We start from the raw sequence: 13,186 nt of genomic DNA, 5'->3' as shown, positions 1-13,186 counted from the left end.
GCTCCACCGGGTGGTTGATGCAGGTGAATCTGGAATCACCTTCCGGTCTCTGTACCGGGGGGTGCCCCTGCGCACGTAACCTCGGCCGGTGGAGGTACACCACTGATGACTGCCAGCACCCCGCCGCCCATCGGCGCGCCCCACGACGACGTCTCCGCGACGGCCGCGCACTCGGCGACCGGCGGGCTGGTCAAGAGCGTGGTCGCGCTCGACCGCGTCGTGATCCGCCTCGCCGGTGACTCCGGCGACGGCATGCAGCTGACCGGCAACCGGTTCACCAGCGAGACGGCGTCCTTCGGCAACGACCTGTCGACCCTGCCGAACTTCCCCGCCGAGATCCGGGCGCCGACGGGGACCCTGCCGGGTGTCTCCTCGTTCCAGCTGCACTTCGCCGACCACGACATCATGACCCCCGGGGACGCCCCCGACGTCCTGGTGGCGATGAACCCGGCGGCGCTGAAGTCGAACCTCTCCGACCTGCCCGGCGGTGGCCTGCTCATCCTGGACTCCGACGAGTTCACCCCGCGCAACCTGGCGAAGGTCGGCTACGCGACGAACCCGCTGGAGGACGGCTCCCTCGAGGGCTGGCAGACCGTGCCGGTGCCGCTGACCTCGATGACCTTGGACGCGCTGGCCGACTCGGGCCTGGGCAAGAAGGAGGCCGAGCGGAGCAAGAACATGTTCACCCTCGGCCTGCTGAGCTGGATGTACCACCGGCCCACCGAGGGCACGATCCGGTTCCTGGAGCGGACGTTCCGCCGCAAGCCCGAGATCGCGGCGGCCAACATCGCCGCATTCCGCGCCGGCTACAACTACGGCGACACCACCGAGGCCTTCGCCGTCTCCTACGAGATCAAGCCCGCCCCCATGGCAGCGGGGAAGTACCGCAACATCTCGGGCAACCAGGCGCTCGCGCTCGGCATCGTCGCCGCCGGGCAGCGCTCAGGGCTGCCGATCTTCCTGGGCGCCTACCCGATCACCCCGGCCTCGGACATCCTCCACGAGCTGTCCAAGCACAAGGCGTTCGGCGTCCGCACGTTCCAGGCCGAGGACGAGATCGCCGGCATCGGTGCGGCGCTGGGTGCCTCCTTCGGCGGCGCCCTCGGCGTGACGACGACGTCGGGACCCGGCGTGGCGCTCAAGGCCGAGACGATCGGGCTGGCGGTCATGACCGAGCTGCCGCTGCTCATCGTGGACGTGCAGCGCGGCGGCCCCTCGACGGGGCTGCCGACCAAGACCGAGCAGTCGGACCTGCTGCAGGCCATGTTCGGCCGCAACGGCGAGGCGCCCCTGCCGGTCATCGCCCCCCGCTCGCCCGGGGACTGCTTCGACGCCGCGATCGAGGCCACGCGCATCGCGCTGACCTACCGGACCCCGGTCATGCTGCTCTCGGACGGCTACCTGGCCAACGGGGCCGAGCCGTGGGCGGTGCCCTCGACCGACTCGCTGCCGGACCTCACCGGCACGGTCGGGTTCGCCACCGGGCCGAACGCCGAGTCCACCGACGGCACCCCCGAGTTCCACCCCTACCTGCGCGACCCGGAGACCCTGGCGCGCGCGTGGGCGGTCCCCGGCACCTCGGGGCTGCAGCACCGCATCGGCGGGCTGGAGAAGGCCGACGGGAACGGCAACATCTCCTACGACCCGGCGAACCACGACTTCATGGTCCGCACGCGGCAGGCCAAGATCGACGGCATCGCCGCCTCGATCGGCCCGACCGACGTCGAGGACCCGGACGGGGACGCGACCGTCGCCGTCATCGGCTGGGGCTCCACCTACGGCCCCATCGGGGCCGCCTGCCGGCGGATCCGGGCCTCGGGCCGCAAGGTGGCCCAGATCCACGTGCGGCACATCAACCCGTTCCCCGCCGACCTCGGCGAGGTCCTGGCCCGGTACGACCGGGTCATCTGCCCGGAGATGAACCTGGGGCAGCTCGCCCTGCTGCTGCGCGCGAAGTACCTGGTCGACGTGCAGAGCCACACCCAGGTGAGCGGGATGCCGTTCCGGTCAGCCGAGCTGGCCGCGGTCATCCAGGACGCCATCGACACCACGAGCACCGACACCACGAGCACCGAGGCGGTTCCGGCCGGAGCCGCAGCGAACGGAGCCATGCAGTGACCACGCTGGACACCCACGTGCACGACCTGGGCATGCCCGGGAACCCGATCTCGGCCGCGGTGGCCACCTCGGTCGCCGTCTCGGGCGAGAAGAAGACCGACCTCAAGGCCAAGGACCTCAAGACCGACCAGGAGGTGCGCTGGTGCCCGGGGTGCGGTGACTACGTCATCCTCAACGCGGTCCAGAGCTTCCTGCCCAGCCTCGGCATCGCCCGCGAGGACATGGTGATCGTCTCGGGGATCGGCTGCTCGTCGCGCTTCCCGTACTACATGAACACCTACGGGATGCACTCGATCCACGGCCGCGCCCCGGCGATCGCCACGGGCCTGGCCGCCTCCCGGCCGGACCTGTCGGTGTGGGTCGTCACCGGTGACGGCGACTCGCTGTCCATCGGCGGCAACCACCTGATCCACGCGCTGCGCCGCAACGTGAACATGACGATCCTGCTGTTCAACAACCGGATCTACGGGCTCACCAAGGGCCAGTACTCCCCCACCTCCGAGGTCGGGAAGGTCACCAAGTCCACGCCGATGGGCTCCATCGACGCGCCGTTCAACCCCATCTCGCTGGCCCTGGGCGCCGACGCCACCTTCGTGGGCCGGGCGATGGACTCCGACCGCAAGGGGCTCACCGACGTGCTGCGCCAGGCGGCGGAGCACCAGGGGACGTCACTGGTGGAGATTTACCAGAACTGCAACATCTTCAACGACGGCGCCTTCGAGCTGCTCAAGGACCCGACGACGGGCACCCAGTGGTCGATCCCGCTCGAGCACGGCAAGCCGCTGGTCTTCGGGCCCGACGGTGCCGCCTGCGTCGTGCGCGACGACTTCGGTGGATTGCGCATCGCCGAGACCAACCAGGTCGCCGCCGAGGAGATCGTCGTCCACGACGCGACCCGGGAGAACCCGGCGTACGCGTTCGCGCTGTCGCGGCTGTCGTCGCAGGACCTGCGCTACACGCCCATGGGCGTGTTCCGCTCGGTCCAGAAGCCGACCTACGACGGGATGATGACCGAGCAGCTCGACACCGCCCGCGTGCAGGGCGACGCCGACCTCGACGCCCTGCTCGGCGGCGGCGAGACCTGGACCGTGCAGTAACACTGTCGTCCTCCGGACGACACCGCGGCCACGAGCCGTACCCGGCCGCGCTGAGCCGATCCGTCGGCCCTGCGCGGCCCCCTCCGGGGCCCACTCGGGCCGACACCGCACCACGGGCCCGTCTCCCCCCGGGGAGGCGGGCCCGTCGCGCTCCAGGGCGGGCATGCTGGAGGCATGGAGCGGTACGAGCGAGAACCCCTTTCCCCCGCCGGTCAGATCGACTCGTGGGGTGACCTGGCCTCAGGGCTGCGGTCCAACCGACGGGGCCGGCGCCGTGCGTTCCGGATGCTGCTGTGGCTGGCTCTGGCCATCGCGCTGACCGGGCTGGTGCTCATGCTCGCCTGATCCCCGGCCGGCGGCCCGGAGCACCGCGGTCAGGACGGGGAGCGCCCGGTCGAGCTCGGCCCGGGTCGGGGCGGCGAAGCCGAGCACCAGACCGGCCCGGCGGTCCGGACCGTTCCCCTGGTGATGGCGGCCGAGCCCGTCCAGCGCCAGTCCCCGCCGGGCCGCGTCCGCGCGGACGGCCTCCTCCGTCGCGGGGTCCGCCAACTGCACCACCAGGTGAGCACCGGCCGGGTCACCCTCGGCGACGCACCCGGCGGCGGCGACCGCGGCACGCACCTGTTCGCGCCGGCCGGCCATCTCCCGGCGCAGCCGCCGGAGGTGACGGGCCAGGTCGCCCGAGGCGGCCAGCGCGGCGAGCACCCGCTGCCCCGCGCGGGCGGGGCGGATGGCGGTGGCGGTGCGGCGGGCCAGCAGGTCCGCGCGCAGCGGCGCGGGGGCCACCAGCCAGCCGACGCCCAGCGTCGGGCTGAGGATCTTGCTCGAGGTGCCGAGGTGGACCACGACGTCGGGTCCGAGCGCGCCGAGCAATGGCAGGGGGGCGACGTCGAAGCGGAGCTCGCCGTCGTAGTCGTCCTCCAGCACCCACCAGCCCTCCGCGCGCGCCCGGGTGACCAGGGCCAGCCGTCGTGCGGCGGACATCCGCCGGCCGGTCGGGAACTGGTGGGCCGGTGTGCAGTAGACCGCGGCCAGACCGCCCGGCAGGGCGTCGACGACCAGCCCGTCGTCGTCGACGGGGACCGGGACCACCTCGATGCCCGCGTCGCGCAGCGCAGCCACCGCGCGCGAGTAGCCCGGGTCCTCCACGGCGACCCGGCTGCCCGGCGGCAGGATCCGCGCCACCTCGCCCACGGCAGCCGAGGTGCCGGCCGTGGCGAGCACGTCGTCGGGGCCGGCGACCAGCCCGCGGTGCCGCAGCAGGTGGTCCCCCACCGCGGCCCGGAAGGCGGGGTCGCCCGCCGGGTCGGGGCGGAGGTCGGGCGGCTGGTCCCCCGCCGCACGCCAGGCCCGCCGCCACGCGGCGCGGTCCAGCACCTCCAGGCAGGGCGACCCGGCCCGCAGGTCGACCAGCGCGGGCGCCGGCGCGCCCGGTCCCCGCCCGGGGCGTGGTGCTGCCGGGGTCGACGGCACCGCGCCGAGCACGAACGTGCCCACGCCGCGGCGGCCGCCGGCCCAGCCCTCGGCGAGGAGCTGGTCGTACGCGGCGCTGGTGACGGTGCGGCTGACGCGCAGCGCGGCGGCCAGCTCCCGGGTCGAGGGCAGCCGGTCACCGGGCCGCAGGGCGCCGCCGGCGGCGGCCGCCCGCAGGGCGTCGGCGAGCTGCACGGACAGCGCCGTGCCGGATGCCCGGTCGAGCACGACGGGCGGGATGCCGGTCACCGTGCCCCCTCCCAGTGGCCTGCCGGGATGCTAGCCGATTGGCCGTTCCGGAGGTCCACTCCGGCGTCCAGGATCGGGAGCATGGTCTCCGCCACCCCGCTGTCCCCGACCCCGCGCAGCACCGTCCGCCGGGGCGCCAAGCGCGCTCGCACCGACCGCGGCGACCTGTACGCCGTCCTCGACGCCGGCCTCGTCGGCCACCTGGCGGTCGTGCTCGACGGCGCCCCGGTGGTCCTGCCCACAGGCTACGGCCGCTCCGACGACACCCTCTACCTGCACGGCTCCACCGGGGCCGGCACGCTGCGCGCGGCCACGGCCGGCGCTCCGGTCTGCTTCACCGTCACGCACCTGGACGGCGTCGTCTATGCGCGGTCGGCGTTCCACCACTCGCTGAACTACCGGTGTGCGGTGGTCCACGGCACGGCGCGACCGGTCACCGACCCCGACGAGAAGCTGCTGGGCCTGCAGGTGCTCACCGAGCAGCTGGCTCCCGGCTCCTGGACCGCCACCCGGCAGCCCGACCGCAAGGAGCTGGCTGCGACGGCGGTGCTGGCCCTGGACCTCGCCGAGGCCAGCGTCAAGATCCGCACCGGTCCGCCCGGGGACGACGAGGCGGACCTGGCCGCTCCGGGTGATTCCGATCCGGTGTGGGCCGGGGTCCTGCCGTTCCGGACGGTGTCGGGGACGCCCGAGCCCTGCCCACTCCTGCCCGTCGGCGTTCCCGTCCCGGGCCGGGTGCGGAACCGGGCGCTCAGCCCGCCGGCGTGACGCGGAGCAGCTGGTCGGAGCCGCCGCCGTTGTCGGTGGTCACGTAGAGCGCACCATCGGTGCCCTGCTCGACGGTGCGGATGCGCCCGTAGTCGCCGTCCAGCTCAGGCAGCCGGAACTGCTCGGTGAGAGTGCCGGACTCGTCCAGGCGGAGCGCCAGCACGTGCTCGCCGCGCAGCGCGCCCAGCAGGAGCAGTCCGTCGTAGTCGGCCCACTGGTCGCCGTCGAGGAAGGTGCCGTCGCTCGGCGCGATGGGCGGGGCGCCGGAGTCCCAGACGGCCGGCACCGCACCGTCGATCTCCGGGTCGGTCATCGGGACGCTCTCGTCGTACTCCCCGTCGCCCACCGGGTCCCAGCCGTAGTTGCCGCCGGGCTGCAGCAGGTTGACCTCGTCGTTCCGGTCGGGGCCGTGCTCGACCGAGTACACCTGATCGGTGCCCGGTCGGACGGCCAGACCCTGCACGTTGCGGTGCCCGTAGGTGTAGATCAGGTCGGCAGCCCCGTCGTCCGGCGCGGCGAACGGGTTGTCCGGCAGCGCCTCCCCGGTCGCGGAGTCCGCCCGCAGCACCTTGCCGGCCAGCGAACCGAGGTCCTGCGGGAAGGTGCTCACGGCGTTGTCCCCGGTGCCCACGAGCAGCGCCCCGTCGGGTGCGAACTCCAGCCGGCAGCCGCCGTGCCGGCCGATGTCCTCGTTGACCGGGATGCCGCCGATGAGCGGGTCCTGGACGCGGTCGGCGGCCTTCCATTCGTCGTCCATCGTCCAGGCGATCACCTCGATCGAGGCATCGCCGCCGTCCGTGACGCCCTGGCACGTGTAGAACCGCCGGTTCTCGGCGAAGGCGGGGTCCAGCGCCAGGCCCATCAGGCCGGTCTCCCCCACGGCGAACAGGTCGCCGAAGTCCGCCGCCACCTCCTGCACGGTGCCGTCCGGCAGCACCGCGGTGAAGCCGCCCGCGCGCTCGTCGAGCAGCAGCGTGCCGTCCTCGGCCTGCGCGACGTCCCAGGGATGGTCGAGCCCGTCGGCCACCACCTCGACCTCCAGCGACGGAGCACCGGTGGGCGCCGAGGTCGTGGGGGGCGTCGACACGGACCCCGCCTCCTCCTCCGCCGTCGACGAGGCGGAGCAGGCGGCGATCAACAGCGCGGCCCCCATGCAGGGTCCCGCCACGAGCGTGCGAGTGGTGGGGGGCATGGGGGTCCTTTCTCAGCTGGTACGCGTCACCACGTAGTCGCACAGCGCCGACAGCGCGTCCCGGACGTCCCCCGCCGGTACGGCGGACAGCCGCGCCCGGGCCCGGTCGGCGTACTCGCGCAGGACGTCGGTGGCCCGCTCCAGCGAGCGGGATGCGCGCAGCAGCCGCAGCGCCTCGGCGTGCTCGGCGTCGTCGGTGACCGGAGCGGCGACGAGCTCGCGCAGCCGTGCCTCCGCCGGGTCGTTCCCGGCCAGGGCGAACAGCACGGGGAGGGTGGCGATGCCCTCGCGCAGGTCGGTCCCGGGCGACTTCCCCGAGGCGCCGGCGACGCTGACGATGTCGATGAGGTCGTCGGAGAGCTGGAAGGCCACCCCGACCTCCTCGCCGAAGGCGGTGAGCGCCTCGACCAGGTCGTCGCCGACCCCGGCGAAGGAGGCGCCGAACCGGGCGGAGGTGGCGACCAGCGAGCCGGTCTTGTCGGCCAGGACCTCGAGGTAGTGGCCGACCGGGTCGTCGCCGGGCTGGGCACCCACCGTCTCGCGGATCTGGCCGGTGACCAGCCGCTCGAACGTGCGCGCCTGGATGCGCACCGCCTCGGGGCCGAGGTCGGCCAGCAGGTCGGAAGCCCGGGCGAAGAGCAGGTCGCCGGCGAGGATCGCGATGCTGTTGGTCCAGCGGCTGTTCGCGCTGGGGGCACCGCGGCGCACGGAGGCCTCGTCCATGACGTCGTCGTGGTACAGCGTCGCCAGGTGGGTGAGCTCGCAGACCACCGCGGCGGAGGTGACCTCGGGGCGGTCCGGATCCCCCAGCTGCGCGGCCAGCAGCGCCAGCATCGGCCGGAACCGCTTGCCGCCGGCCGCCATGAGGTGGCCGGCCGCCTCGCGCACGAAGGGGTGCTCGCTGCCGACCGACTCCGCCAGCGCGGACTCGACCCGGGCGAGCCCCCCGGCCAGGGCCTCGCCCAGGGCGCCGTCGGGCAGCCAGGGCCCCATGGTGGAGGCCGGCGTCGAGATCCGGTGCCAGACCTCCGTGGGGGTGCCGTCGGCTGCGGCACGGGCTCCGGTCATATCAACCGACGAATCTAGCCGCCTGCTCGGCCAGGTCGAGCACCGCCCCGGGGAGGATGCCGAGCGCGAGGGTGGCGCTGGCCGTGACGGCGAGCACGACCGTCGTCGGGATGCCGGGCACGCCCACCGTCGGTCCGTCCGCCGCGGGCGGCGAGAAGTACATGAGCACGATGACCCGCAGGTAGAAGAACGCCGCGACGGCGCTGGCGAGCACCGCCACCAGCACCAGCGGCCAGGCGCCCTCCTCGACGGCGGCGCGGAACACCGCGAACTTGCCGGTGAACCCCGCGGTGAGCGGGATCCCGGCCAGCGCGAGCAGGAACAGGCCCATCACCGCGGCGGTCAGCGGGGACCGCGACGCCAGCCCGGCCCACTGCGACAGGTGCCCGGCCTCGCCGTCGCCGTCGCGCACCAGGGTGAGGACGGCGAAGGCGCCGAGCGTGGTGAGCCCGTAGGTGACCAGGTAGAACATGGTTGCCGCCAGGCCGGACCCGTCCTCGCCCGCGCCAAGCCCCAGCACACCGGTGAGCAGGAAGCCGGCGTGCGCGATCGAGGAGTAGGCGAGCATCCGCTTGAGGTCGGTCTGGGTGAGGCCGAGGACGGCGCCGACGACCATCGACACGATCGCCACCCCGTAGATCAGCGGCCGCCAGGTCCACTCCTCGGCGCCGAACCCGACGTAGAGCAGCCGGAGGATCGCGCCGAAGGCCGCCACCTTGGTGCAGGCCGCCATGAAGGCGGTGACCGGGGTCGGGGCGCCCTGGTAGACGTCGGGCGTCCAGCTGTGGAAGGGCGCGACGCTGGCCTTGAACAGCAGGCCGACCACGAGCAGCGCGAGCCCCAGCACGAGGAGCACGTCGCTGCCGCCCCCGGCGGTGGCCTCGCGGATCTCACCGAGCCGGATGGTGCCGGTGGCCCCGTAGACCAGCGCGAGCCCGTACAGGAAGAACGCCGAGGCGAACGCACCCAGGAGGAAGTACTTGACCGCCGCCTCCTGCGACAGCAGCCGCCGCCGCCGGGCCAGCCCGCTGATCAGGTACAGCGGGAGGCTGAGCACCTCCAGCGCGACGAACATGATCAGCAGGTCGTTCGCGGTGACGAACACCATCATGCCGCCGACGGCGAAGGTGGCCAGCGGGTAGACCTCGGTCTGCACCCGGGTGGCCGTGAGCTGGTCGCGGTCCCGCGGGCTGCCGGCCGGCACCGCGACCGAGGCCACGAAGGCCGACCGGGCCGGGTCCAGGCCGCGCTCGGCGAACAGCAGCACGGCGAGGACCGCGAGGCCGGTGACCGTCGCCTGCAGGAACAGGCCGGCCTTGTCGACGGCGAGCGCGCCGCCCGCAGTGACGTCGCCGGCGCCGTCCCCCCACTCGTGGGTGGCCGCGTACACCAGCGTGGCGGCCAGGCCGCCGCCCGTGCCGACCAGGGCGACGGCGACCTGCACGGGGTGCCGCACGTCCCGGGGCACGAAGGCCTCGACCAGCACGCCGATGCAGGCGGCGCCGAAGACGATCAGCAGCGGCGCCAGCGCCGCCCACGAGAGGTCAGGGGCCTCGATCATGGGGTCCCTCCGAGGTCGTCCAGGGTCGCGACGACCGCCGGCTCGATGATGTCCAGCAGCAGCTGGGGTTGGACGCCGAGCACCACGACCAGCACCACCAGTGGCGCCACGACGGCGATCTCACGGCGGCTCAGGTCGCGGAACCGCACGGCCGCGACGGTCGGCGCGGACAGGACGGCGGTCGCCCCGCCACCGCCGGTCGTCGTCCCGTCGACCGGGTCGTGCCCGTGCCCGTGCTCGTCGGCGGTCATCGGAGCCACGACCCCGCGGGCCGGCCCGTGCATCGTGCGCTGGTACATCAGCAGGATGTAGAGCGCGGCCAGGATGATGCCGACGGTGGCCAGGATCGTGTGGACCGGCCGCTCGGGGAACGAGCCGATCAGCACGAGGAACTCGCTGACGAAGCTGTTGGTGCCCGGCAGCGCGAGCGAGGCCAGGCCGGCGACGAGGAAGACCGCCGCCAGCTTGGGGGCCTGGGCGGCGACGCCGCCGTAGTCGCCGATCTGGCGGGAGCCGCCGCGGGCGATCAGCATGCCGACGACGAGGAACAGCAGGCCGGTCGCGATGCCGTGGTTGACCATGTAGAGCACCGCGCCGGTGGCCGCCTCGGTGGTGAAGGCGAAGATGCCCAGCGCGATGAAGCCGAAGTGCGAGATCGACGTGTAGGCCACGAGCCGTTTCATGTCGCTCTGCCCCATGGCCAGCAGGGCGGCGTACAGGACGCCGACCACGGCCAGCACCAGCACCAGCGGCGCGAAGTACCGCGACGCATCGGGGAACAGCGGCAGGCAGTAGCGCAGGAACCCGAAGGTGCCCACCTTGTCGAGGACGCCGACCAGCAGCACCGCTCCGCCGATCGGCGCCTCGGCGGCGGAGTCGGGCAGCCAGGTGTGCAGCGGGACCAGCGGCGCCTTGATGGCGAAGGCGACGAAGAAGCCGAGGAACAGCAGCTTCTGCACGCCGGGGTCGATCTCCAGTTCGCGCAGCGCGTCGAAGGCGAAGGTCCCCTCCCCGAGCTGGCTGTTGCTCACCACGTACAGCCCGATGACCGAGGCCAGCATGATCAGCCCGCCGACGAGGCTGTAGAGGAAGAACTTCACCGCGGCGTACTGCCGTCGCGGCCCGCCGAAGCTGCCGATCAGGAAGTACATCGGGACGAGCATCGCCTCGAAGAAGACGTAGAACAGGAAGACGTCGGTGGCGGCGAAGACGCCGACCATGAACGCTTCGAGCAGCAGCAGCCAGGCGAAGAAGAAGCGCATGGAGCGCTCCGGTGAACCGGCCGGCGCCTCGTCGGAGCCGGGCGCACGGTCCTCCCAGGAGGCGCCGATGACCAGCGGCACCAGCAGGCCGATGAGGAGGAGCATCACCAGCGCGATGCCGTCGACGCCCAGGGCGAAGTCGACGCCGAAGTCGGGGATCCAGGCCACCGACGTCGTCAGCTGGAACCGTTCGCCGCCGGTGTCGAAGGCGATCGTGGCCAGGACGGCGAGCACCAGCACGACCAGGCTCACGCCCAGGGCCAGCTGCTTGGCGATCAGCTCGCGGCCCTTGGGCAGGGCAGCGACCGCAGCCGCACCGATCGCCGGCACGGCGATCATCGCCACGAGGAACGGGAAGTCAGCCACGTCCTACAACCTCTCCGTTCGTCCTCGGGAAACTGCGCTGTCCGCTCCGTGCAGCCCGTTCGCCACCGCGGCGCGCTCCGCTCCTCGCTCGTTCCTCGCTGCGATGCTCGGGCCCCTGTCCGCTCATCCCGACGTCACCGCCAGCAGTGCACCGGCCACCAGGACCGCGCCGCCGAGCATGCCGAGCGCGTAGCTGCGCACGAACCCCGTCTGCGTCCGGCCGAGCCGCGAGGAGGAGCCCCCGAGCCCGGCGGCCAGCCCGTTGACCGCGCCGTCCACACCGCGGTTGTCCACCCACACCAGAGCGCGGGTGAGCCACTGACCGGGGCGCATGACCAGCGACTCGTTGACCGTGTCCGCGTAGAGGGCGTTGCGGGCCGCCCGCGTGACCGGCGAGACCCGCACCGGGGCCTCGGTCGGCACCTCGCGGCGGCCGACGAACAGCCAGGCCGCCAGCACGCCGAGGAGCATCACCACGGTCACCACGAGGCCGACCGTCGCCGGCGCCACCACGTGCGCCGCCTCCTCCGGCTCGCCGAACACCGGCTCCAGCCAGTCCGACAGCGGGAAGGCCTCGACCAGGAGGAACCCGGCACCGATGGAGCCCAGCGCCAGCACGACCATCGGCGCGGTCATCACCGATGGGGACTCGTGCGGGTGGACCCCCTCGCGCCAGCGGGCCCGGCCGAAGAAGGTCATGAGCATCAGCCGGGTCATGTAGAAGGCGGTGAGGCCGGCACCGAGCACGGCCACGCCCCCGAGGACCCAGCCCCAGACGTCGTCCCGGTCCAGCGCGGCCTCGATGATCGCGTCCTTGGTGAAGTAGCCGGACAGGAACGGGAAACCGATCAGCGCCAGGTAGCCCAGCCCGAAGGTGGCGAAGGTGATCGGCAGCTTCTTCCAGAGCCCGCCGAAGCGGCGCATGTCCACCTGGTCGTCCATCGCGTGCATGACCGACCCGGCACCGAGGAACAGACCGGCCTTGAAGAAGCCGTGGGTGAGCAGGTGCGCCAGGCCGGCGACGTAGCCGGCGGGGCCGAGACCGACGGCCAGGAACATGTAGCCGATCTGGCTCACCGTCGAGTAGGCGAGCACCTTCTTGATGTCGTCGAAGGCGCACCCGGCGATGGCGCCGATCAGGAGCGTGATCGCCCCGACGGCGAGCACGACGGTGCGCGCGGTCTCGGTGAGGTCGTAGATGGGGGCCGAGCGGGCGATCAGGTAGACGCCCGCGGTGACCATCGTGGCCGCGTGGATGAGCGCCGAGACCGGGGTCGGCCCCTCCATGGCGTCGGGCAGCCACGCCTGCAGCGGGAACTGGCCGGACTTCCCGCAGGCACCGAGCAGCAGCAGGAGCCCGATGGCGGTGATCGTCCCGCCGGCCAGCGTGCCCACCGCACCGAAGACGCCGGCGTAGGACGTCGTCCCGAGCTGGGCGAACATGATGAAGATCGCCAGGGCCAGGCCGACGTCGCCGACCCGGTTCATGATGAAGGCCTTCTTGGCCGCCGTCGCAGCCGCCGGGCGGGTGTACCAGAAGGCGATGAGCAGGTAGGACGCCAGACCGACGCCCTCCCAGCCGACGTAGAGCGCCACGAAGCTGTTGCCCAGGACCAGCAGCAGCATCGCCGCGACGAAGAGGTTCAGGTAGGCGAAGAACCGGCGTCGCCCGGGGTCGTGCGCCATGTAGCCGATCGAGTAGACGTGGATCAGCGCGCCGACGCCGGTGATCAGCAGCGCGAACAGCGCCGACAGCGGGTCGTAGAGGAGCCCGGCACGGACGTCGAGCTCACCGGTGGAGATGAAGGTGAACAGGTCGACGTCGACCGATCGCTCCTCGACGTCGGTCAGCTGGACGGCGCAGAGCACGGCCAGCAGGAACGCGCCGACCACCGTCGCCGTCCCCAGCAGGTGGCCCCAGCGGTCGGTGCGCCGGCCGCCCAGCAGCAGCACCGCAGCACCCGCCAGGGGCAGCGCGATGAGCAGCCAGGACCAGCCGAGCAGACCCTCGGCGGGCAGTGCCTCAGACACA

Annotated in this window: 9 protein-coding genes; 3 read left to right on the top strand and 6 right to left on the bottom strand. The window is 72.9% G+C overall.

Annotated elements, in window-relative coordinates:
• The first annotated feature begins 105 nt into the window (after positions 1-105).
• Positions 106-2,118, top strand: a complete 2,013-nt coding sequence (locus RM425_RS03195; protein WP_311343733.1) for a 2-oxoacid:acceptor oxidoreductase subunit alpha — start codon at positions 106-108, stop codon at positions 2,116-2,118.
• A complete protein-coding gene (locus RM425_RS03190; RefSeq protein WP_311343732.1) occupies positions 2,115-3,215 on the top strand; it encodes a 2-oxoacid:ferredoxin oxidoreductase subunit beta in 1,101 nt (366 codons plus the stop codon). The genes RM425_RS03195 and RM425_RS03190 overlap by 4 nt, the downstream gene beginning before the upstream one ends.
• A 240-nt stretch (positions 3,216-3,455) precedes the next feature.
• Here the strand turns inward: RM425_RS03190 and pdxR are convergent, their stop codons facing one another.
• Entirely contained in the window at positions 3,456-4,937 is a 1,482-nt protein-coding gene (gene pdxR, locus RM425_RS03185; protein WP_311343731.1) for a MocR-like pyridoxine biosynthesis transcription factor PdxR, read from the bottom strand.
• Between the two features lie 81 nt (positions 4,938-5,018).
• Between pdxR and RM425_RS03180 the strand changes: the two genes are divergently transcribed.
• On the top strand, positions 5,019-5,705 hold the full coding sequence (locus tag RM425_RS03180; RefSeq protein WP_311343730.1) for a pyridoxamine 5'-phosphate oxidase family protein: 687 nt from the start codon (positions 5,019-5,021) through the stop codon (positions 5,703-5,705).
• Here RM425_RS03180 and RM425_RS03175 read toward each other — a convergent pair.
• From RM425_RS03175 to nuoL, 5 genes are all read right to left on the bottom strand, one after another.
• Complete coding sequence (locus RM425_RS03175) at positions 5,689-6,897, bottom strand: PQQ-dependent sugar dehydrogenase (protein WP_311343729.1); 1,209 nt, start codon at positions 6,895-6,897, stop codon at positions 5,689-5,691. The genes RM425_RS03180 and RM425_RS03175 overlap by 17 nt on opposite strands.
• A 12-nt stretch (positions 6,898-6,909) precedes the next feature.
• Complete coding sequence (locus RM425_RS03170) at positions 6,910-7,965, bottom strand: polyprenyl synthetase family protein (RefSeq protein WP_311343728.1); 1,056 nt, start codon at positions 7,963-7,965, stop codon at positions 6,910-6,912.
• A gap of 1 nt (position 7,966) precedes the next feature.
• Positions 7,967-9,526: an NADH-quinone oxidoreductase subunit NuoN gene (nuoN, locus tag RM425_RS03165; RefSeq protein ID WP_311343727.1), complete on the bottom strand. Its 1,560-nt coding sequence runs from the start codon at positions 9,524-9,526 to the stop codon at positions 7,967-7,969.
• On the bottom strand, positions 9,523-11,154 hold the full coding sequence (locus RM425_RS03160; RefSeq protein WP_311343726.1) for an NADH-quinone oxidoreductase subunit M: 1,632 nt from the start codon (positions 11,152-11,154) through the stop codon (positions 9,523-9,525). Before RM425_RS03160 ends, nuoN begins: the two co-directional genes overlap by 4 nt.
• A 123-nt stretch (positions 11,155-11,277) precedes the next feature.
• Positions 11,278-13,185, bottom strand: coding sequence for an NADH-quinone oxidoreductase subunit L (nuoL, locus tag RM425_RS03155; RefSeq protein ID WP_311343725.1), 1,908 nt, complete (start codon positions 13,183-13,185; stop codon positions 11,278-11,280).
• Position 13,186: the final 1 nt, after the last annotated feature.

Source organism: Blastococcus goldschmidtiae (assembly GCF_031845325.1).
Classification (GTDB): domain Bacteria; phylum Actinomycetota; class Actinomycetes; order Mycobacteriales; family Geodermatophilaceae; genus Blastococcus; species Blastococcus goldschmidtiae.
Note: the sequence above shows the minus strand (reverse complement) of the source record. Positions and strands in the feature narration are given on the sequence as shown.